The sequence below is a fragment of the Enterobacter sp. ENT02 genome, from assembly GCF_019219165.1.
GTDB classification, from domain to species: Bacteria; Pseudomonadota; Gammaproteobacteria; order Enterobacterales; family Enterobacteriaceae; genus Enterobacter; species Enterobacter mori.
Window position 1 is genome coordinate 97,346 of sequence record NZ_JAHUWD010000004.1, and the last position, 20,164, is coordinate 117,509.

At 55.9% G+C, this 20,164-nt stretch carries 18 protein-coding genes and 1 pseudogene; 13 read left to right on the plus strand and 6 right to left on the minus strand.

Annotated elements, in window-relative coordinates:
• Positions 1-52: 52 nt before the first annotated feature.
• On the minus strand, positions 53-316 hold the full coding sequence (gene rpsT / locus KW829_RS15075) for a 30S ribosomal protein S20 (RefSeq protein WP_003856458.1): 264 nt from the start codon (positions 314-316) through the stop codon (positions 53-55).
• A 101-nt stretch (positions 317-417) separates the two neighbouring features.
• On the opposite strand from rpsT, the pseudogene KW829_RS22950 reads away from it, so the two are divergent.
• From KW829_RS22950 to folA, 13 genes and pseudogenes are all read left to right on the plus strand, one after another.
• Positions 418-636: pseudogene (locus KW829_RS22950) on the plus strand (DUF2575 domain-containing protein).
• Positions 637-643: 7 nt separating this feature from the next.
• The gene (gene ribF / locus KW829_RS15080) at positions 644-1,570 is read left to right on the plus strand and encodes a bifunctional riboflavin kinase/FAD synthetase (RefSeq protein ID WP_218308532.1); all 927 of its coding nucleotides are present in this window, start codon (positions 644-646) and stop codon (positions 1,568-1,570) included.
• A 45-nt stretch (positions 1,571-1,615) separates the two neighbouring features.
• Positions 1,616-4,432, plus strand: coding sequence for an isoleucine--tRNA ligase (ileS, locus tag KW829_RS15085; RefSeq protein ID WP_218308533.1), 2,817 nt, complete (start codon positions 1,616-1,618; stop codon positions 4,430-4,432).
• Positions 4,432-4,932 carry a signal peptidase II gene (gene lspA, locus KW829_RS15090; RefSeq protein WP_218308534.1) on the plus strand — a complete coding sequence of 167 codons (501 nt, stop codon included), beginning with the start codon at positions 4,432-4,434 and terminating at the stop codon, positions 4,930-4,932. Before ileS ends, lspA begins: the two co-directional genes overlap by 1 nt.
• A gap of 118 nt (positions 4,933-5,050) precedes the next feature.
• On the plus strand, positions 5,051-5,500 hold the full coding sequence (gene fkpB / locus KW829_RS15095) for an FKBP-type peptidyl-prolyl cis-trans isomerase (RefSeq protein WP_015572634.1): 450 nt from the start codon (positions 5,051-5,053) through the stop codon (positions 5,498-5,500).
• A 1-nt stretch (position 5,501) separates the two neighbouring features.
• Positions 5,502-6,452 carry a 4-hydroxy-3-methylbut-2-enyl diphosphate reductase gene (gene ispH / locus KW829_RS15100; protein ID WP_010427054.1) on the plus strand — a complete coding sequence of 317 codons (951 nt, stop codon included), beginning with the start codon at positions 5,502-5,504 and terminating at the stop codon, positions 6,450-6,452.
• Positions 6,453-6,657: 205 nt separating this feature from the next.
• Entirely contained in the window at positions 6,658-7,479 is an 822-nt protein-coding gene (gene dapB / locus KW829_RS15105) for a 4-hydroxy-tetrahydrodipicolinate reductase (RefSeq protein WP_218308535.1), read from the plus strand.
• 454 nt (positions 7,480-7,933) lie between these two features.
• Entirely contained in the window at positions 7,934-9,082 is a 1,149-nt protein-coding gene (gene carA, locus KW829_RS15110; protein ID WP_010427050.1) for a glutamine-hydrolyzing carbamoyl-phosphate synthase small subunit, read from the plus strand.
• Positions 9,083-9,100: 18 nt separating this feature from the next.
• Positions 9,101-12,325 carry a carbamoyl-phosphate synthase large subunit gene (gene carB, locus KW829_RS15115; protein ID WP_108417117.1) on the plus strand — a complete coding sequence of 1,075 codons (3,225 nt, stop codon included), beginning with the start codon at positions 9,101-9,103 and terminating at the stop codon, positions 12,323-12,325.
• 139 nt (positions 12,326-12,464) lie between these two features.
• On the plus strand, positions 12,465-12,698 hold the full coding sequence (locus KW829_RS15120; RefSeq protein ID WP_010427047.1) for a YgdI/YgdR family lipoprotein: 234 nt from the start codon (positions 12,465-12,467) through the stop codon (positions 12,696-12,698).
• 103 nt (positions 12,699-12,801) lie between these two features.
• The gene (kefF, locus tag KW829_RS15125) at positions 12,802-13,332 is read left to right on the plus strand and encodes a glutathione-regulated potassium-efflux system oxidoreductase KefF (RefSeq protein ID WP_010427046.1); all 531 of its coding nucleotides are present in this window, start codon (positions 12,802-12,804) and stop codon (positions 13,330-13,332) included.
• Positions 13,325-15,190, plus strand: coding sequence for a glutathione-regulated potassium-efflux system protein KefC (gene kefC / locus KW829_RS15130; RefSeq protein ID WP_218308536.1), 1,866 nt, complete (start codon positions 13,325-13,327; stop codon positions 15,188-15,190). Before kefF ends, kefC begins: the two co-directional genes overlap by 8 nt.
• A 114-nt stretch (positions 15,191-15,304) precedes the next feature.
• A complete protein-coding gene (gene folA / locus KW829_RS15135; RefSeq protein ID WP_003856431.1) occupies positions 15,305-15,784 on the plus strand; it encodes a type 3 dihydrofolate reductase in 480 nt (159 codons plus the stop codon).
• 39 nt (positions 15,785-15,823) lie between these two features.
• Here folA and apaH read toward each other — a convergent pair whose 3' ends face one another.
• The 5 genes from apaH to surA are packed head-to-tail and all read right to left on the minus strand — an operon-like array spanning position 15,824 to position 20,148.
• Positions 15,824-16,672: a bis(5'-nucleosyl)-tetraphosphatase (symmetrical) ApaH gene (apaH, locus tag KW829_RS15140; protein ID WP_029484936.1), complete on the minus strand. Its 849-nt coding sequence runs from the start codon at positions 16,670-16,672 to the stop codon at positions 15,824-15,826.
• A gap of 4 nt (positions 16,673-16,676) precedes the next feature.
• A complete protein-coding gene (apaG, locus tag KW829_RS15145; RefSeq protein ID WP_089599206.1) occupies positions 16,677-17,054 on the minus strand; it encodes a Co2+/Mg2+ efflux protein ApaG in 378 nt (125 codons plus the stop codon).
• Positions 17,055-17,057: 3 nt separating this feature from the next.
• On the minus strand, positions 17,058-17,879 hold the full coding sequence (gene rsmA / locus KW829_RS15150; RefSeq protein WP_010427042.1) for a 16S rRNA (adenine(1518)-N(6)/adenine(1519)-N(6))-dimethyltransferase RsmA: 822 nt from the start codon (positions 17,877-17,879) through the stop codon (positions 17,058-17,060).
• Positions 17,876-18,862: a 4-hydroxythreonine-4-phosphate dehydrogenase PdxA gene (gene pdxA / locus KW829_RS15155; RefSeq protein ID WP_042717204.1), complete on the minus strand. Its 987-nt coding sequence runs from the start codon at positions 18,860-18,862 to the stop codon at positions 17,876-17,878. Before pdxA ends, rsmA begins: the two co-directional genes overlap by 4 nt.
• Positions 18,862-20,148 carry a peptidylprolyl isomerase SurA gene (gene surA / locus KW829_RS15160; RefSeq protein ID WP_218308537.1) on the minus strand — a complete coding sequence of 429 codons (1,287 nt, stop codon included), beginning with the start codon at positions 20,146-20,148 and terminating at the stop codon, positions 18,862-18,864. Before surA ends, pdxA begins: the two co-directional genes overlap by 1 nt.
• Positions 20,149-20,164: the final 16 nt, after the last annotated feature.

A 20,164-nucleotide genomic window follows, 5' to 3' on the forward strand; every position in this document is an offset into this window, starting at 1 on the left:
TAAAAAAACCCGCGTTAAGCGGGTTCTTTAAACAAGCAACAACAAGTAGCGATTAAGCCAGTTTGTTGATCTGCGCGGTCAGGTTTGCTTTATGACGCGCTGCTTTGTTTTTGTGGATCAGACCTTTAGCAGCCTGACGATCCACGATTGGTTGCATTTCGTTAAATGCGTTCTGCGCTGCAGCTTTGTCGCCAGCTTCGATTGCTGCGTATACTTTCTTGATGAAAGTACGCATCATAGAGCGACGGCTTGCGTTGTGCTTACGAGCCTTTTCAGACTGAACGGCACGTTTCTTAGCTGATTTGATATTAGCCAAGTCCAACTCCCAAATATGTTCTATGTGGACAATTCAAAGGCCGAGGAATATGCCCTCTTTGCCTTCTTTTGTCAATGGATTTGTGCAAATAAGCGCCGTTAATTAGCGACGCTACGTTACGTAGTGATGGCGCAGGATTCTACCAGCTTGTCTTCCGTGAATACAGCCTTTCGGCATAAAAATCGCAGTTCCCGGACAGATTTTTTCGCTGTGAAAGGTCAGCCTGATGAAATCATTACGGCTTTCTGTTTTGCGTGAACAATCGCCGGTTAACCTTAACCGCTGTACAAGGTATACTTTGGCGATTTTCACTGTTTTGAGCCAGACATGAAGCTGATACGCGGCATACATAATCTCAGCAAAGCCCCGCATGGGTGCGTGCTGACCATTGGTAATTTCGACGGCGTGCATCGTGGTCATCAGGCGCTGTTGCAGGGATTGCGTAAAGAAGGGGAGGCCCGTGGCCTGCCCGTTGTGGTGATGATTTTTGAGCCGCAGCCGCTTGAGCTGTTTGCGGGCGAAAAGTCTCCCGCCCGTCTGACTCGCCTGCGCGAGAAATTGCGCTATCTGGCAGAGTCCGGCGTGGACTACGTATTGTGCGTGCGTTTCGATCGCCGCTTTGCCGCACTGACAGCACAAACGTTTGTCAGCGACCTGCTGGTGAAGCGTCTTGGCGTGCAGTTTCTTGCCGTGGGTGATGATTTCCGCTTTGGCGCTGGTCGTCAGGGCGATTTCTTGCTATTACAGAAGGCTGGTCTGGAGTACGGATTTGACGTCACCAGCGCAATGACTTTCTGTGAAGGCGGCGTGCGCGTCAGCAGCACGGCGGTACGCCAGGCGCTGGCCAATGATGAACTGGACACCGCAGAAAACTTGCTGGGTCATCCGTTTACCATCTCTGGCCGCGTGGTGCATGGCGATGCGCTGGGCCGCACGATAGGTTTCCCGACGGCGAACATACCGCTGCGTCGTCAGGTCTCCCCGGTTAAAGGGGTGTATGCGGTAGAAGTGGCTAGACTGGGCGATAAACCGTTTTACGGTGTCGCCAATATCGGCACGCGTCCTACCGTTGCCGGTGTGCGTCAACAGTTAGAAGTGCACCTGCTGGACGTTGTAATGGACCTTTATGGTCGCCATATAGATGTAATACTGCGTAAAAAGATACGCAACGAGCAGCGATTTGGTTCGCTGGATGAACTCAAAGCGCAAATTGCGCGAGATGAATTGACGGCCCGCGAGTTTTTTGGGCTTTAGAACCGGCTTAACTGCCTACGTGATAAATACGGAACCGAGAATCTGATGAGTGACTATAAATCAACCCTGAATTTGCCGGAAACAGGGTTCCCGATGCGCGGCGATCTCGCCAAGCGTGAACCGGGAATGCTGGCGCGTTGGACCGATGATGACCTGTACGGCATCATTCGTGCAGCCAAAAAAGGCAAAAAAACCTTCATTCTGCATGATGGCCCTCCATATGCGAATGGCAGCATTCATATTGGTCACTCGGTTAACAAGATTCTGAAAGACATTATCGTGAAGTCCAAAGGCCTCACGGGATATGACTCGCCTTACGTTCCGGGCTGGGACTGCCACGGTCTGCCAATCGAGCTGAAAGTGGAGCAAGAGTTTGGCAAGCCGGGTGAGAAGTTCACCGCCGCCGAGTTCCGTGCGAAGTGCCGCGAATACGCCGCTACGCAGGTTGACGGTCAGCGCGCTGACTTCATCCGTCTGGGCGTGCTGGGCGACTGGTCGCACCCGTACCTGACCATGGACTTCAAAACCGAAGCCAACATCATCCGTGCGCTGGGTAAAATCATCGGTAACGGACACCTGCACAAAGGCGCGAAGCCGGTGCACTGGTGCGTGGACTGCCGCTCTGCGCTGGCAGAAGCGGAAGTGGAGTATTACGACAAAACCTCTCCATCTATCGACGTGGCGTTCCATGCCGTCGATCAGGATGCGGTGAAGGCTAAATTTGGCGTCTCCGCCGTTAACGGCCCGATCTCTCTGGTGATCTGGACCACCACCCCGTGGACACTCCCTGCGAACCGCGCGATCTCCCTGTCCGGTGAGTTCGAATACGCGCTGGTGCAGATTGACGGTCAGGCGGTTATCCTGGCGAAAGATCTGGTTGAAAGCGTGTTGAAACGCGCGCACATCGCCGACTACACCGTGCTGGGCACCGTGAAAGGCGACGCGCTGGAATTGATGCGCTTCAAGCACCCGTTCCTGGACTTCGACGTTCCGGCGATCCTGGGCGACCACGTAACGCTGGAAGCGGGTACCGGTGCGGTACATACCGCCGGTGGCCACGGTCCTGACGACTACAACATCAGCCTGAAATACGGTCTGGAAATCGCTAACCCGGTTGGCCCGGACGGCTCTTACCTGCCAGGCACCTACCCGGCGCTGGACGGTATCAACGTCTTCAAAGCGAACGACATCATCGTTGACATGCTGCGCACCAGCGGCGCGCTTCTACACGTTGAAAAAATGCAGCACAGCTATCCGTGCTGCTGGCGCCACAAGTCGCCGATCATCTTCCGTGCGACCCCGCAGTGGTTCGTCAGCATGGATCAGAAAGGCCTGCGCGAGCAGTCTCTGAAAGAGATCAAAGGCGTGCAGTGGATCCCTGACTGGGGCCAGGCGCGTATCGAATCCATGGTGGCTAACCGTCCTGACTGGTGTATCTCCCGTCAGCGTACCTGGGGCGTGCCGATGTCTCTGTTCGTGCATAAAGAGACGCAGGAGCTGCACCCGAACACACTGGAACTGATGGAAGAAGTGGCGAAGCGCGTCGAAGTTGACGGCATTCAGGCGTGGTGGGATCTCGACTCGCGCGACATCCTGGGCGCTGACGCAGACAGCTACGAGAAAGTGCCGGATACCCTGGACGTGTGGTTCGATTCCGGGTCTACCCACTCCTCTGTGGTTGATGTGCGTCCTGAGTTTGCCGGTCACGCTGCCGACATGTATCTGGAAGGCTCTGACCAACACCGCGGCTGGTTCATGTCATCCCTGATGATCTCCACCGCCATGAAGGGTAAAGCACCTTACCGCCAGGTACTGACTCACGGCTTCACCGTGGATGGTCAGGGCCGTAAGATGTCCAAGTCCATCGGTAACACCGTTTCTCCGCAGGATGTGATGAACAAACTGGGCGCAGACATTCTGCGTCTGTGGGTGGCATCCACCGATTACACCGGCGAAATGGCGGTGTCTGACGAGATCCTGAAACGTGCTGCCGACAGCTATCGTCGTATCCGTAACACCGCGCGCTTCCTGCTGGCGAACCTGAACGGGTTCGATCCGGTGAAAGATATGGTGAAACCGGAAGAGATGGTCGTGCTGGACCGCTGGGCGGTAGGCTGCGCGAAAGCGGCGCAGGACGATATCCTGAAAGCCTATGAGTCTTACGACTTCCACGAAGTGGTGCAGCGCCTGATGCGCTTCTGCTCCATTGAGATGGGCTCGTTCTACCTCGACATCATCAAAGACCGCCAGTACACCGCGAAAGCGGACAGCGTGGCGCGTCGTAGCTGCCAGACCGCTCTGTTCCACATTGCAGAAGCGCTGGTGCGCTGGATGGCACCGATCATGTCCTTCACCGCGGATGAAATCTGGGGCTATCTGCCAGGTGACCGAGAGAAGTATGTCTTCACGGGCGAGTGGTACGAAGGTCTGTTCGATCTCTCCAGCACTGAAGCAATGAACGACGGCTTCTGGGACGAGCTGCTGAAAGTGCGCGGCGAAGTGAACAAGGTTATCGAGCAGGCGCGTGCTGACAAGAAAGTCGGTGGCTCTCTGGAAGCGGCAGTGACCCTGTACGCGGAACCGGAGCTGGCGGCAAAACTGACCGCGCTGGGCGATGAATTACGATTTGTCCTGTTGACCTCCGGTGCGAAAGTTGCGGATTATGCCGACGCTACTGCTGATGCTCAGCAGAGTGAATTGCTCAAAGGCCTGAAAGTCGCACTGAGCAAAGCCGACGGTGAGAAATGCCCGCGTTGCTGGCATTACACCACCGATGTTGGCCAGGTGGCGGAACACGCAGACATCTGCGGACGCTGTGTAAGCAACGTCGCCGGTGACGGCGAAAAACGTAAGTTTGCCTGATGAGTAAAACTCTCTGTTCAACAGGACTGCGCTGGCTGTGGCTGGTTGTGGTGGTGCTGATTATCGATCTGGGCAGCAAGTTCCTGATCCTCCAGAATTTTGCTCTGGGGGATACGGTTCCGCTGTTCCCGTCGCTTAACCTGCACTACGCCCGCAACTACGGCGCGGCGTTCAGTTTCCTTGCCGACAGCGGTGGCTGGCAGCGCTGGTTCTTCGCGGGTATCGCTCTCGGTATCTGCGTGGTCCTGGCGGTGCTGATGTACCGCTCGAAGGCCACGCAAAAGCTGAATAACATCGCCTACGCGCTGATCATTGGCGGCGCGCTGGGTAACCTGTTTGACCGCCTGTGGCACGGCTTTGTGGTCGATATGATCGACTTCTACGTCGGCGACTGGCACTTCGCGACCTTTAACCTGGCCGATACGGCAATTTGTATCGGTGCGGCGTTAATCGTGCTGGAAGGCTTCCTGCCGAAACCGGCGGCGAAAGAGCAGGTGTAACAAAACCAGCCGGGTGACGCGTAGCGATCCCGGCTTACCGAATATGCCGACACTTGTAGGCCGGGATCGCTACGCGTCACCCGGCACACAGGCGAGACACCATTAAAGAGCAATGTGTATGTCTAAATCCGTACAGAGCAACAGCGCGGTTCTCGTTCACTTCACGCTGAAGCTGGATGACGGCTCCACGGCTGAATCCACCCGCAATAACGGCAAACCGGCCCTGTTTCGTCTTGGCGATACCTCACTTTCTGAAGGTCTTGAGCAACAGCTTCTGGGTCTGAAAGAGGGCGAGAAAAAAGCGTTTTCGCTGGAGCCGGATGCGGCATTTGGCGTGCCAAGCCCGGACCTGATCCAGTATTTCTCGCGTCGTGAGTTCATGGATGCGGGTGAACCAGAAATCGGGGCGATTATGCTCTTTACTGCTATGGACGGCAGCGAAATGCCTGGCGTGATCCGCGAAATCAACGGCGATTCTATCACCGTCGATTTCAACCATCCGCTTGCCGGGCGTACCGTTCATTTTGATGTCGAAGTGCTGGAGATCGATCCGGCACTGGAGGAGTAAAATGCAGATCCTGTTGGCTAACCCGCGCGGCTTCTGCGCCGGTGTAGACCGCGCTATCAGCATTGTTGAAAACGCGCTGGAGATTTACGGCGCGCCGATTTATGTGCGTCACGAAGTGGTGCATAACCGCTACGTGGTCGACAGCCTGCGCGAGCGCGGCGCAATCTTTATTGAGCAGATCAGCGAAGTGCCGGACGGTGCGATCCTGATCTTCTCCGCGCACGGCGTCTCTCAGGCGGTACGCAACGAGGCGAAAAGCCGCGATCTGACCGTATTCGATGCCACCTGTCCGCTGGTGACAAAAGTGCATATGGAAGTGGCGCGCGCCAGCCGTCGTGGTGAAGAGTCGATTCTGATTGGCCATGCAGGTCATCCGGAAGTCGAAGGCACCATGGGACAGTACAGCAACCCGGAAGGGGGGATGTATCTGGTCGAGTCGCCTGAAGATGTCTTTACGCTGAACGTGAAAAACGAAGCGCGACTGTCGTTTATGACCCAGACCACGCTCTCCGTAGACGATACCTCTGACGTGATTGACGCCCTGCGCCAGCGCTTCCCGAAAATCGTTGGGCCGCGTAAGGATGACATCTGCTACGCCACCACTAACCGTCAGGAAGCAGTGCGTGCGCTGGCTGAACAGGCGGACGTGGTGCTGGTCGTCGGCTCCAAAAACTCCTCTAACTCTAACCGTCTGGCCGAACTGGCGCAGCGGATGGGGAAAGCGGCGTTTCTGATTGACGATGCGACGGACATTCAGGAAGCGTGGGTCAAAAATGCGGCCTGCGTTGGCGTTACCGCAGGCGCTTCCGCGCCGGATATCCTGGTGCAGAACGTGATTACCCGTCTGCAGGAACTGGGCGGTGGCGACGCGGTTCCGCTGGAAGGGCGCGAAGAGAACATCGTGTTTGAAGTTCCGAAAGAACTGCGAATTGATGCCCGCGAAGTGGAATAACCCCTCTTCTGATGAAAGGCCAGCACCTCCTGTGCTGGCCTTTTTTTTACCCGTTACTTTATCGTGACCACAAAATCATGTCTTTTACTGATATTTAAGTCGGTTTCACGTTAAATTCTAATTATCGGTGTTTTCAGTTGGCAGCCTCAGCGAAGGCTGGTTAATCTGAAAACGGTTTACATCATTTTAACGTAAGAGAATAACTATGCATGATGCACAGATCCGTGTCGCTATTGCGGGCGCGGGTGGACGTATGGGCCGTCAGCTGATTCAGGCGGCGCTACAGATGGATGGTGTGGCACTTGGCGCGGCGCTGGAGCGTGAAGGTTCATCACTACTTGGCTCCGATGCGGGTGAGCTGGCGGGCGCAGGCCACACGGGCGTAACCGTGCAGAGCAGCCTGGATGCGGTAAAAGATGACTTTGATGTGTTCATCGATTTCACGCGCCCTGAAGGCACATTGAATCACCTGGCGTTTTGCCGTCAGAACGGTAAAGGGATGGTGATTGGCACTACCGGTTTTGACGACGCGGGTAAACAGGCCATTCAGGAGGCATCAAACGAGATTGCGATCGTCTTCGCTGCCAACTTTAGCGTAGGCGTTAACGTGATGCTGAAGCTGCTGGAAAAGGCGGCGAAAGTGATGGGCGACTATACCGACATTGAAATTGTTGAAGCGCATCACCGCTATAAAGTCGACGCGCCATCAGGCACAGCGCTGGCAATGGGCGAAGCGATTGCTTATGCAATGGATAAAGATTTAAAAGACATCGCGGTCTATTCTCGCGAAGGTCATACGGGCGAACGCGTTCCGGGAACCATTGGTTTCGCAACTGTTCGAGCAGGCGATATCGTCGGCGAACATACCGCCATGTTCGCCGATATCGGCGAACGCGTAGAGATCACGCATAAGGCATCTAGCCGAATGACATTTGCAAATGGCGCAGTTCGCTCCGCATTGTGGTTGAAAGGCAAGCGTAATGGTCTTTTTGATATGCGAGATGTACTCGATCTCAACAATTTGTAAGCATTATTACCCATCGTGATGTGGTTATTGCAGTCGTAATGTATTGATTGCATAGGGCAATAATTTATTGCCCTTTTATTTTATCTTTTTTGTGAGTTTTGTTCAGTTAAAGCTTTAAAAAAATATCTCTTCTCTCTTTTTTGCGTTGCGTAATTGTAAATTTTGACCATATGGTCCACTTTTTATTGCCCCGCGCACGAAATTCCCATTAAACTTAACGCGCAAGCGTTTTCCAGAATGATTTGCCTGATCTTTTTGCCCGTTAAATCGCATTCCAGCCGCCAGGCTCGCAAAAGAATAAACAAAATATCCGTTTTGAGTTGACTTTTACCCACCAAATCCCCAGAATGCCGCCGTTTGCCAAAAATCCGCTGGCAACACATTTGCATTGATTTATGACGTGGTTGTGAATTAATATGCAAATAAAGTGAGTGAATATTCTCTGGAGGGTGTTTTGATTAAGTCAGCGCTATTGGTTCTGGAAGACGGAACCCAGTTTATCGGTCGGGCCATAGGGGCAACAGGTTCGGCGGTTGGGGAAGTCGTTTTCAATACTTCAATGACCGGTTATCAAGAAATCCTCACTGATCCTTCCTATTCTCGCCAAATCGTTACTCTTACTTATCCTCATATCGGCAATGTCGGCACCAATGCTGCTGACGAAGAATCTTCTCAGGTACATGCGCAAGGCCTGGTCATCCGCGACCTGCCGCTGATTGCCAGCAACTTCCGCAATACCGAAGACCTCTCTTCTTACCTGAAGCGCCATAACATTGTGGCGATTGCTGATATCGATACCCGTAAGTTAACGCGTCTGCTGCGCGAGAAGGGTGCACAGAACGGCTGTATCATCGCGGGTGACAACCTCGATGCGACGCTGGCGCTGGAAAAAGCGAAAGCCTTCCCGGGCCTGAACGGCATGGACCTTGCGAAAGAAGTGACTACCGCTGAGGCCTACAGCTGGACGCAGGGTAGCTGGACGCTTGAAGGCGACCTGCCGGAAGCGAAAAAAGAGAGCGAGCTGCCGTTCCACGTGGTGGCCTACGATTTCGGTGCCAAGCGCAACATCCTGCGCATGCTGGTTGACCGCGGCTGCCGCCTGACGGTGGTGCCGGCACAAACGTCTGCCGAAGACGTGCTGAAGATGAATCCGGACGGTATTTTCCTGTCCAATGGTCCTGGTGACCCGGCGCCGTGCGATTACGCCATCGCCGCCATCAAGTCCTTCCTGGAAACCGACATCCCGGTATTCGGCATCTGCCTTGGCCATCAGCTGCTGGCGCTGGCGAGCGGTGCGAACACCGTTAAGATGAAGTTCGGCCACCACGGTGGTAACCACCCGGTGAAGGACATCGATAACAACACGGTGATGATCACCGCGCAGAACCACGGCTTTGCCGTCGATGAAGCCTCTATGCCGGCTAACCTGCGCGTGACCCATAAGTCGCTGTTCGATGGCACCCTCCAGGGCATTCATCGTACCGATAAGCCAGCGTTCAGCTTCCAGGGCCACCCTGAAGCCAGCCCGGGCCCACACGACGCCGCGCCGCTGTTCGATCACTTCATCGAACTTATCGAGCAATACCGTAAGACCGCTAAATAATCAGGAGCCGAGAAGACAATGCCAAAACGTACAGACATAAAAAGCATCCTGATCCTTGGCGCTGGCCCGATCGTCATCGGCCAGGCCTGCGAATTCGACTACTCCGGCGCGCAGGCGTGTAAAGCCCTGCGTGAAGAGGGTTACCGCGTTATCCTGGTGAACTCTAACCCGGCGACCATCATGACCGACCCGGAAATGGCTGATGCAACCTACATCGAGCCGATTCACTGGGAAGTGGTGCGTAAAATCATCGAGAAAGAGCGTCCGGACGCGGTGCTGCCAACCATGGGCGGCCAGACGGCGCTGAACTGCGCGCTGGAGCTGGAGCGTCAGGGCGTGCTGGCCGAGTTCGGCGTGACCATGATTGGCGCGACCGCCGACGCGATTGATAAAGCAGAAGACCGTCGCCGCTTCGACGTGGCGATGAAGAAAATCGGCCTCGACACCGCGCGTTCCGGTATCGCACACAACATGGAAGAAGCGCTGGCCGTCGCGGCTGACGTGGGCTATCCATGCATCATCCGTCCATCCTTCACCATGGGCGGCACCGGCGGCGGTATCGCCTACAACCGCGAAGAGTTCGAAGAGATTTGCGAACGCGGTCTGGATCTCTCCCCAACCAAAGAGCTGCTGATTGATGAATCGCTGATTGGCTGGAAAGAGTACGAGATGGAAGTGGTGCGTGATAAAAACGACAACTGCATCATCGTCTGCTCCATCGAAAACTTCGATGCGATGGGTATCCACACCGGTGACTCCATCACCGTTGCGCCAGCCCAGACCCTGACCGACAAAGAGTATCAAATCATGCGTAACGCCTCGATGGCGGTACTGCGTGAAATCGGCGTGGAAACCGGCGGTTCTAACGTGCAGTTCTCCGTGAACCCGAAAACCGGCCGTCTGATTGTTATCGAAATGAATCCGCGCGTGTCCCGTTCCTCCGCGCTGGCCTCTAAAGCGACCGGCTTCCCGATTGCGAAAGTGGCGGCGAAACTGGCGGTGGGTTATACCCTCGACGAGCTGATGAATGACATCACCGGTGGCCGCACGCCTGCCTCCTTTGAACCGTCCATCGACTACGTTGTGACCAAAATTCCTCGCTTTAACTTCGAGAAATTTGCGGGCGCGAACGACCGTCTGACCACCCAGATGAAATCTGTCGGTGAAGTGATGGCGATTGGCCGCACGCAGCAGGAATCCCTGCAGAAAGCGCTGCGCGGCCTCGAAGTGGGCGCGACCGGCTTCGACCCGAAAGTTAGCCTGGACGACCCGGAAGCGCTGACCAAAATCCGCCGAGAGCTGAAAGACGCAGGCGCAGAGCGCATCTGGTACATCGCCGATGCCTTCCGTGCGGGCCTGTCCGTCGACGGCGTGTTCAACCTGACCAACATCGACCGCTGGTTCCTGGTGCAGATTGAAGAGCTGGTGCGTCTGGAAGAACAGGTCGCTGAGCTGGGCATCACCGGTCTGGACGCTGACTTCCTGCGCGTGCTGAAGCGTAAAGGCTTCGCCGATGCGCGTCTGGCTAAGCTGGCGGGCGTACGTGAAGCGGAAATCCGCAAGCTGCGCGACCAGTACGACCTGCACCCGGTCTACAAGCGCGTGGACACCTGTGCGGCAGAGTTCTCAACTGACACCGCCTACATGTACTCCACCTATGAAGACGAGTGCGAAGCGAATCCGTCCGTCGACCGCGACAAGATTATGGTGCTGGGCGGCGGTCCAAACCGTATCGGCCAGGGCATCGAGTTCGATTACTGCTGCGTGCACGCCTCCCTGGCGCTGCGTGAAGACGGTTACGAGACCATCATGGTCAACTGTAACCCGGAAACCGTATCGACCGACTACGACACCTCTGACCGCCTCTACTTCGAGCCGGTGACGCTGGAAGACGTGCTGGAAATCGTGCGCATCGAGAAGCCAAAAGGCGTTATCGTGCAATACGGCGGCCAGACCCCGCTGAAGCTGGCGCGCGCGCTGGAAGCAGCAGGCGTGCCGGTTATCGGCACCAGCCCGGACGCGATTGACCGTGCGGAAGACCGCGAGCGTTTCCAGCAGGCGGTTGACCGTCTGAAGCTGAAGCAGCCTGCGAACGCCACCGTGACCGCCATTGAAATGGCCGTTGAGAAGGCGAAAGACATAGGCTACCCGCTGGTGGTGCGTCCTTCCTACGTGCTGGGCGGCCGCGCAATGGAAATCGTCTACGACGAAGCCGACCTGCGCCGTTACTTCCAGACTGCAGTGAGCGTGTCGAACGATGCGCCAGTGCTGCTCGACCGCTTCCTCGACGACGCGGTAGAAGTGGACGTTGACGCCATCTGCGACGGCGAAATGGTGCTGATTGGCGGCATCATGGAGCATATCGAGCAGGCGGGCGTGCACTCCGGCGACTCCGCCTGTTCTCTGCCAGCGTACACCCTGAGCCAGGAGATTCAGGACGTGATGCGCCAGCAGGTGCAGAAGCTGGCCTTCGAGCTGCAGGTTCGCGGTCTGATGAACGTTCAGTTCGCGGTGAAAGACAATGAAGTCTACCTGATTGAAGTGAACCCGCGCGCGGCGCGTACCGTCCCGTTCGTCTCTAAAGCGACCGGTGTTCCGCTGGCGAAAGTGGCGGCACGCGTGATGGCGGGCCAGACGCTGGCGCAGCAGGGCGTGACCAAAGAAATCATTCCACCGTATTACTCGGTGAAGGAAGTGGTGTTGCCGTTCAACAAATTCCCGGGCGTTGACCCGCTGTTAGGGCCAGAAATGCGCTCTACCGGGGAAGTGATGGGCGTGGGCCGCACCTTCGCAGAAGCGTTCGCGAAGGCGCAGCTGGGCAGTAGCTCCACCATGAGAAAATCAGGCCGTGCGCTGCTCTCCGTTCGCGAAGGCGACAAAGAGCGCGTGGTTGACCTGGCCGCCAAGCTGCTGAAACAGGGCTTCGAACTGGATGCAACCCACGGTACGGCGATTGTGCTGGGTGAAGCCGGTATCAACCCGCGTCTGGTGAACAAGGTGCATGAAGGTCGTCCGCACATTCAGGACCGTATCAAGAATGGCGAATACACCTACATCATCAACACCACCGCAGGCCGCCAGGCGATTGAAGATTCCAAGCTGATTCGCCGCAGCGCGCTGCAGTACAAAGTGCACTACGACACCACCCTGAACGGCGGTTTCGCGACGGCCATGGCGCTGAACGCGGATGCCACCGAGAAGGTGATTTCAGTGCAGGAAATGCACGCGCAGATTAGCAAGTAAGTTCACATGCCCGGTGCCGTTCGGTTGCCGGGCATTCTCCCCATCTTCAGAACCTTCTGGTTTTTCATCCGCTTTCAGTCAGTTAGCCTAAAATGGTTAGGTCGATAACGAAATTCAACTGAGAGCAGGGGAAAACACCATGCAAAATAAACTACTGATCGCTTCCGTTCTGGCTGCCACTGCAATGTTTACCGTTGCGGGCTGTTCGTCTAATCAGGCAGTTAAAACCACCGACGGCCGCACCATCGTCACCGACGGTAAACCGCAGGTGGATGATGATACCGGTCTGGTGTCGTATAAAAACGCCGAAACCGGTCAAACCGAGCAGATTAACCGCGACCAGGTGAAATCCATGGGCGAACTGGATAACTAATTCAGAATTCTGACGTAAGCCCGTCAATAATATTCACTATTAGCCTGTTGAATTACTGACTACACTCTTTTGTTAAAAGAAAGCAGTAACAACAGGCTAATCAATGATACTCATAATTTACGCGCACCCCTATCCGCAGCACTCGCATGCGAATAAGCGGATGCTTGAGCAGGTAAGGACGCTTGATAACGTAGAGATACGTTCCCTCTATCAACTCTATCCCGATTTTAATATCGATATCGCCGCCGAACAGGAGGCGCTTTCTCGTGCCGATCTGATTATCTGGCAGCATCCAATGCAGTGGTACAGCACGCCTCCGCTGTTGAAGCTGTGGATCGATAAAGTCTTCTCTCACGGTTGGGCATATGGTCATAACGGTCATGCGCTGAAGGGGAAAAGCCTGATGTGGGCCGTGACGACCGGCGGCGGTGAAAGCCACTTTGATATCGGCTCCTTCCCCGGCTTTGAGGTGCTGGCGCAGCCGCTACAGGCGACCGCGCTCTATTGTGGTTTGAACTGGCTGCCTCCTTTTGCGATGCACTGTACCTTTATTTGCGACGATGAAACCTTGCAGGCACAGGCTCGCCACTACAAACAACGCTTACTTGAGTGGCAGGAGACGCACAATGGATAGCCATACGCTGATACAGGCACTGATTTATCTCGGCGCGGCGGCACTGATTGTCCCTGTGGCGGTTCGACTGGGGCTGGGGTCAGTGCTCGGCTATCTGATTGCCGGGTGCGTGATTGGACCGTGGGGCCTTCGTCTGGTCACCGATGCTGAAGCGATACTGCATTTCGCTGAAATTGGCGTGGTGCTGATGCTGTTTGTGATTGGTCTGGAACTGGATCCGCAGCGCTTGTGGAAGCTTCGCGCCTCGGTATTTGGCGGTGGCGCGTTGCAAATGGTGGCCTGCGGCCTGCTGTTGGGCGGGTTCTGTATCCTGCTGGGAATGGACTGGAAAGTGGCAGAGCTCATCGGCATGACGCTGGCGCTCTCCTCAACGGCCATTGCCATGCAGGCAATGAACGAGCGTAACCTGACGGTCTCCCAGATGGGCCGCAGCGCGTTCTCGGTGCTGCTGTTCCAGGACATTGCCGCCATCCCGCTGGTGGCGATGATCCCGCTGTTGGCCGCCAGCGGAGCATCAACGACGCTTGGCGCATTTGCACTCTCGGCGCTGAAAGTCGTCGGTGCTCTGATGCTGGTGGTCCTGCTTGGCCGATACGTCACCCGTCCACTGCTGCGCTTTGTTGCGCGCTCGGGCCTGCGCGAAGTGTTCAGTGCCGTTGCGTTATTCCTGGTGTTTGGCTTCGGTCTGCTGCTGGAAGAAGCCGGGCTGTCGATGGCAATGGGCGCCTTCCTGGCAGGCGTTCTGCTGGCAAGCTCCGAATACCGCCACGCGCTGGAAAGCGATATCGAGCCGTTTAAAGGCTTGCTGCTGGGGCTGTTTTTCATCGGCGTCGGGATGTCCGTCGACTTCGGCACGCTGGCCACGCATCCGCTGCGGATTGTTATCCTGCTGGTGGGTTTCCTGGCCATTAAAATGGCGGTACTGTGGCTGGTTGCCCGTCCGCTGAAGGTGCCAGGTAAACAACGTCGCTGGTTTGCCGCGTTGCTGGGACAGGGGAGTGAATTCGCATTTGTGGTGTTTGGTGCAGCGCAGATGGCGAAGGTGCTCGATCCCGAGTGGGCCAAAGCGTTAACGCTGGCCGTGGCATTATCGATGGCCGCCACGCCTATCCTGCTGGTGCTGCTGACGCGTCTGGAAAAATCGGACAGCGAACAGGGGCGTGAAGCCGATGAGATCGACGAAGAACAGCCGCGGGTGATCGTCGCCGGGTTTGGGCGCTTCGGGCAGATCACCGGCCGTTTGCTGCTCTCCAGTGGCGTTAAAATGGTCATTCTCGATCACGATCCTGACCACGTAGAAACCCTGCGTAAATTCGATATGAAAGTATTCTATGGTGATGCTACCCGCGTCGATTTGCTGGAGTCGGCCGGGGCTGCTAAAGCCGAGGTGCTGATCAACGCCATTGACGATCCGCAAACCAGTCTGCAGCTGGTTGAGCTGGTCAAAGAGCATTTCCCTGACCTGACGATTATCTCCCGCGCGCGCGATGTGGATCACTACATCCAGCTGCGACAGGCTGGCGTCGTAGCGCCGGAGCGTGAAACCTTCGAAGGTGCGCTTAAATCTGGTCGAATGGCACTGGAAAGCCTGGGGCTGGGGGCGTATGAGGCGCGTGAGCGTGCCGATCTGTTCCGCCGCTTTAACACCGGAATGGTCGAGGAGATGGTGGAGATGGCGAGCAGCACGGCTTCAGACCGGGCAGCCGTGTTTAAACGTACCAGCGCGATGCTGACGGAAATTATTAACGAGGACCGCAACCACCTGTCGCTTACCCAGCGTCACGGCTGGCAGGGAACGGAAGAGGGCAAGCACACCGGGGATCCTCAGGATGAACCGGAAAGTAAACCGTCCGCGTGAAGTGGAGTTGCCAGCAATATTAAAAAATTTCTGTTTCTTTACCCTGCCGCCAGTCGACGAAAGATTAAGCTTTCCGTATAGTGGCGGCAATTTTTTGCATCCGGGAAATTTTCAATGATCAGTCTGATTGCAGCGCTGGCGGTAGACCGCGTTATCGGCATGGAAAATGCCATGCCGTGGAACCTGCCTGCCGATCTCGCATGGTTTAAACGTACGACGTTAAACAAGCCGGTAGTGATGGGCCGCCTGACCTGGGAGTCGATTGGTCGTCCATTACCGGGCCGTAAGAATATTGTGATCAGTAGCCAGCCAGGCACTGACGATCGCGTGCAGTGGGTGAAATCCGTTGATGAAGCGATTGCCGCCTGTGGTGATGCTGAAGAGATCATGGTGATCGGCGGCGGACGTGTGTATGAGCAGTTCCTGCCGAAAGCGCAGAAATTGTATCTGACCCACATTGATGCGGAAGTGGAAGGGGATACCCATTTCCCGGATTACGATCCGGACGAGTGGGAATCGGTATTCAGCGAATTCCACGACGCGGATGCACAGAACTCACATAGCTACTGCTTCGAGATTCTGGAACGTCGTTAAGTGATTTTCCCTCTCCCGGCCGGGAGAGGGAATAACATATCAGGAGGCGACAGCCTCACCTTCTCCTAAGTCCAGCTGTCGGTTGGACGGCTGTACGAAGTACGTTTTATCTTCCCACCGTAAGCAGGTTAACTCCCCACCCCAGCAGCATCCGGTATCCAGACCGTAGATCCCCTCCGGCGTCCCTTTACCTTCCAGCGCCGCCCAGTGACCAAACACGACGCTGTACTCGCTTGTCACCGGTCCCGGAATGGCAAACCACGGTTTCAGCGGTGCAGGCGCGCTTTCCGGTGTCTCTTTGGAATACATGTCCAGCTGTCCGTTCGGGAAGCAGAAACGCATGCGGGTGAAGGCGTTGGTGATAAAACGCAGACGGGCCAGACCGCTGAGATCCTCGCTCCAGTGGTTCGGCATATCGCCGTACATGGCATCGAGGAAGAAAGGATACGAGTCGCTTGCCAGCACCGCCTCAACATCGCGCGCGCAGGCTTTTGCCGTCTCGAGATCCCATTGTGGCGTGATCCCTGCATGGGCCATGACCAGCTTTTTCTCTTCATCGATCTGCAGCAGCGGCTGACGACGCAGCCAGTTGATCAGATCGTCCGCGTCCGGTGCTTCAAGCAGGGGGGTAATACGATCTTTCGGTTTATTGCGGCTGATCCCGGCGAATACCGCCAGCAGATGCAGATCGTGATTGCCCAGCACCATGCGCACGCTGTCGCCCAGTGATTTAACGAAACGTAAAACCTCAAGGGAGCCCGGGCCACGCGCCACTAAATCGCCCGTCAGCCACAGCATGTCCTGTCCTGGCGTAAAGTCGACCTGCTTTAATAATGCGATCAGTTCATCGTAGCAACCGTGAACGTCGCCAATCAGATATGTAGACATTGGATTAATGAATGAATGTTGTAACGGCGAGACGGAATACGGGAATGGCAACGCGGAAGCCATTGCCATCGACGTCGACCATTTCATAATGGCCCTGCATGGTACCCATTGGCGTTTCGATCACCGCGCCGCTGGTGTACTGATATTCTTCGCCAGGAGCGATATGCGGTTGTTCACCCACCACGCCTTCGCCCTGGACTTCAATTTCACGACCATTGCCGTTCGTGATAAGCCAATAGCGCCCGCGCAGCTGCACGGGCATCCGCCCCAGATTGCGGATGGTCACGGTGTAAGCAAAGACAAAACGTTCTTCATCCGGTGAGGACTGCGATTCAACATAGACGCTTTGTACATGGACACATACGCGGGGCGAATCAATCATGGCTTAACTCTCCTTCGGCGGCGCATTTTCGCTGATGTAATTAGCCAGCTTGCAGTACTGCTCTACGGAAATGTTTTCCGCTCGCATTGCCGGGTCGATCCCCAGCTCGGCTAACACCTCAACGGTAAATGAGTTGCTCAGGCTGTTACGGATCGTTTTACGACGCTGGTTAAAGGCCTCGGTGGTGACGCGGCTCAGTACACGCAGATCTTTTACCGGGTACGGTTTCGTTTTGTGCGGCACAAGGCGCACAACCGCAGAGTCTACTTTCGGTGGCGGTGTGAACGCTGACGGCGGTACTTCGAGTACCGGGATCACGTTGCAGTAATATTGTGCCATCACGCTTAAACGACCATACGCTTTACTGTTCGGGCCTGCAACCAGACGGTTAACAACCTCTTTTTGCAACATGAAGTGCATGTCGGCAATGGCATCAGTATAGCTAAACAGGTGGAACATCAGCGGGGTGGAAATGTTGTACGGCAGGTTACCGAACACGCGCAGCGGCTGGCCCATTTTCTCTGACAGTTCGCCAAAGTTCATGGTCATGGCATCCTGCTGATAAATGGTCAACTTCGGCCCGAGGAACGGATGTGTTTGCAGGCGTGCGGCCAGATCGCGGTCCAGCTCGATAACCGTGAGTTCGTCAAGGCGTTCGCCTACTGGCTCGGTCAGTGCGGCAAGGCCCGGGCCGATTTCGACCATCGCCTGACCTTTTTGCGGATTAATAGCCGAGACAATGCTTTCGATCACGAACTGATCGTTAAGGAAGTTTTGCCCGAAACGTTTACGGGCTAAGTGGCCCTGATGGACTCGATTAGTCATTGAGTATTAACAATCATTTTGATGGCGAGATTAAGCGCCGTAATAAAACTGCCGACATCCGCTTTCCCCTGGCCTGCCAGATCCAGCGCAGTACCGTGGTCAACGGACGTTCGAATAAAGGGTAAACCGAGGGTGATATTCACGCCGCGGCCAAAGCCCTGGTATTTTAGCACGGGGAGACCCTGATCGTGGTACATCGCGAGCACGGCGTCGGCATTATCCAGGTATTTGGGCTGGAAAAGGGTGTCTGCAGGCAGTGGCCCGCTGAGGTTCATCCCTTTTTCCCGCATTTCGTTGAGCACCGGAATGATGGTGTCGATCTCTTCGGTGCCCATGTGTCCGCCTTCGCCCGCATGCGGATTCAGGCCACAAACCAGCACATGCGGCTGCGGGATGCCGAATTTCGTCTGCAGATCGTGATGCAAAATCCCGATGATCTCACGCAGGAGCTCAGGGGTGATGGCATCAGGAATGGCTTTGATGGGCAGATGGGTTGTCACCAGCGCGACACGCATCTCTTCCGTCGCCAGCATCATCACCACTTTCGGACTGTGCGAACGTTCTTCAAAGAACTCGGTGTGTCCGGTAAAGGGGATCCCCGCGTCGTTGATAACGCCTTTATGCACCGGACCGGTGATCAGCGCCGCGAACTCGCCGTTCAGGCAGCCGTCGCAGGCGCGCGCCAGCGTCTCGACAACGTAGCGCCCGTTTTCAGTGCTGAGTTGACCGGGGACGACAGGGGTGCGAAGAGGAACCGACAGAAGCGTGAGGGTGCCCGCTTGCTGCGGAACGGGCTGCTGGCCTTCAACATAAGGGAGGAGCGTTAAAGGCAGACCGAGCAATGTTGCCCGGTCTTGTAACAGTGTTGCATCTGCGCAGACAACCAGTTCCACCGGCCAGCTGCGCTGGGCGAGCTGGACGACGAGGTCAGGCCCAATCCCGGCGGGCTCGCCGGGCGTGATCACAACACGATGCTGTTTCATCAGTTGCTCAGCACTTTCACGTAAGCGCTGGCGCGTTGTTCCTGCATCCAGGTTGCCGCTTCTTCAGAGAATTTGCGGTTGAACAGCATACGGTAGGCTCTGTCTTTCTGGGCCGCATCGGTTTTATCGACGTTGCGGGTATCCATCAGTTCAATCAGATGCCAGCCGAAGGAAGAGTGCACAGGTGCGCTCAGCTGACCTTTGCTCATTCTCGTCAACGCGTCGCGGAAAGCCGGATCGTAGATATCGGCCGCAGCCCAGCCCAGATCGCCACCCTGGTTAGCAGAGCCTGGATCCTGAGAGAACTCTTTTGCCGCATTCGCAAAGGAGGTTTTGCCGCTCTTGATGTCAGCTGCAATCTGTTCCAGCTTCGCACGCGCCTGATCGTCAGTCATGATCGGAGACGGTTTCAGCAGAATGTGGCGAGCGTGAACTTCCGTGACGGAAATGCTCTGGCTCTGACCACGCAGATCGTTCACTTTCAGAATGTGGAAGCCTACACCTGAACGGATTGGACCGACGATGTCCCCTTTCTTCGCCGTGCTCAGCGCCTGGGCAAAGAGGGATGGCAGTTCCTGAATACGGCCCCAGCCCATCTGGCCGCCTTTCAGCGCCTGCTGGTCAGCGGAATAGGTGATGGCCAGCTTGCCAAAGTCACCGCCGTTACGCGCCTGCTCAACGATAGAACGCGCCTGGCTTTCCGCTTCAGCCGCCTGATCGGAGGTTGGGTTTTCCGGAAGCGGGATCAAAATGTGGCTCAGGTTCAGTTCGGTGCTGGCATCGTTCTGGTTACCCACCTGCTTAGCCAGCGCGTCCACTTCCTGAGGCAGGATGGTGACGCGGCGACGCACTTCGTTGTTACGCACTTCTGAAATCAGCATCTCTTTACGGATCTGATTACGGTAAGTGGCGTAGCTGATGCCATCATAGGCCAGACGGCTGCGCATCTGGTCCAGGGACATGTTGTTCTGTTTCGCAATGTTCGTGATCGCCTGATCGAGCTGCTCGTCAGAAACCTTCACACCCATTTTTTGACCCATCTGCAGGACGATCTGATCCATGATCAGACGTTCCAGGATCTGGTGGCGCAGCGTTGCGTCATCCGGAAGCTGCTGACCTGCCTGGCCCGAATTGAGCTTTACAGACTGCATTAAACCGTCAATGTCACTTTCAAGCACGACGCCGTTGTTAACCACAGCGGCGACTTTATCAACAACCTGGGGTGCCGCGAAGCTAGTATTCGCAACCATGGCGACACCGAGCAGCAGCGTTTTCCAGTTCTTCATACTTTTTCCATTTCAA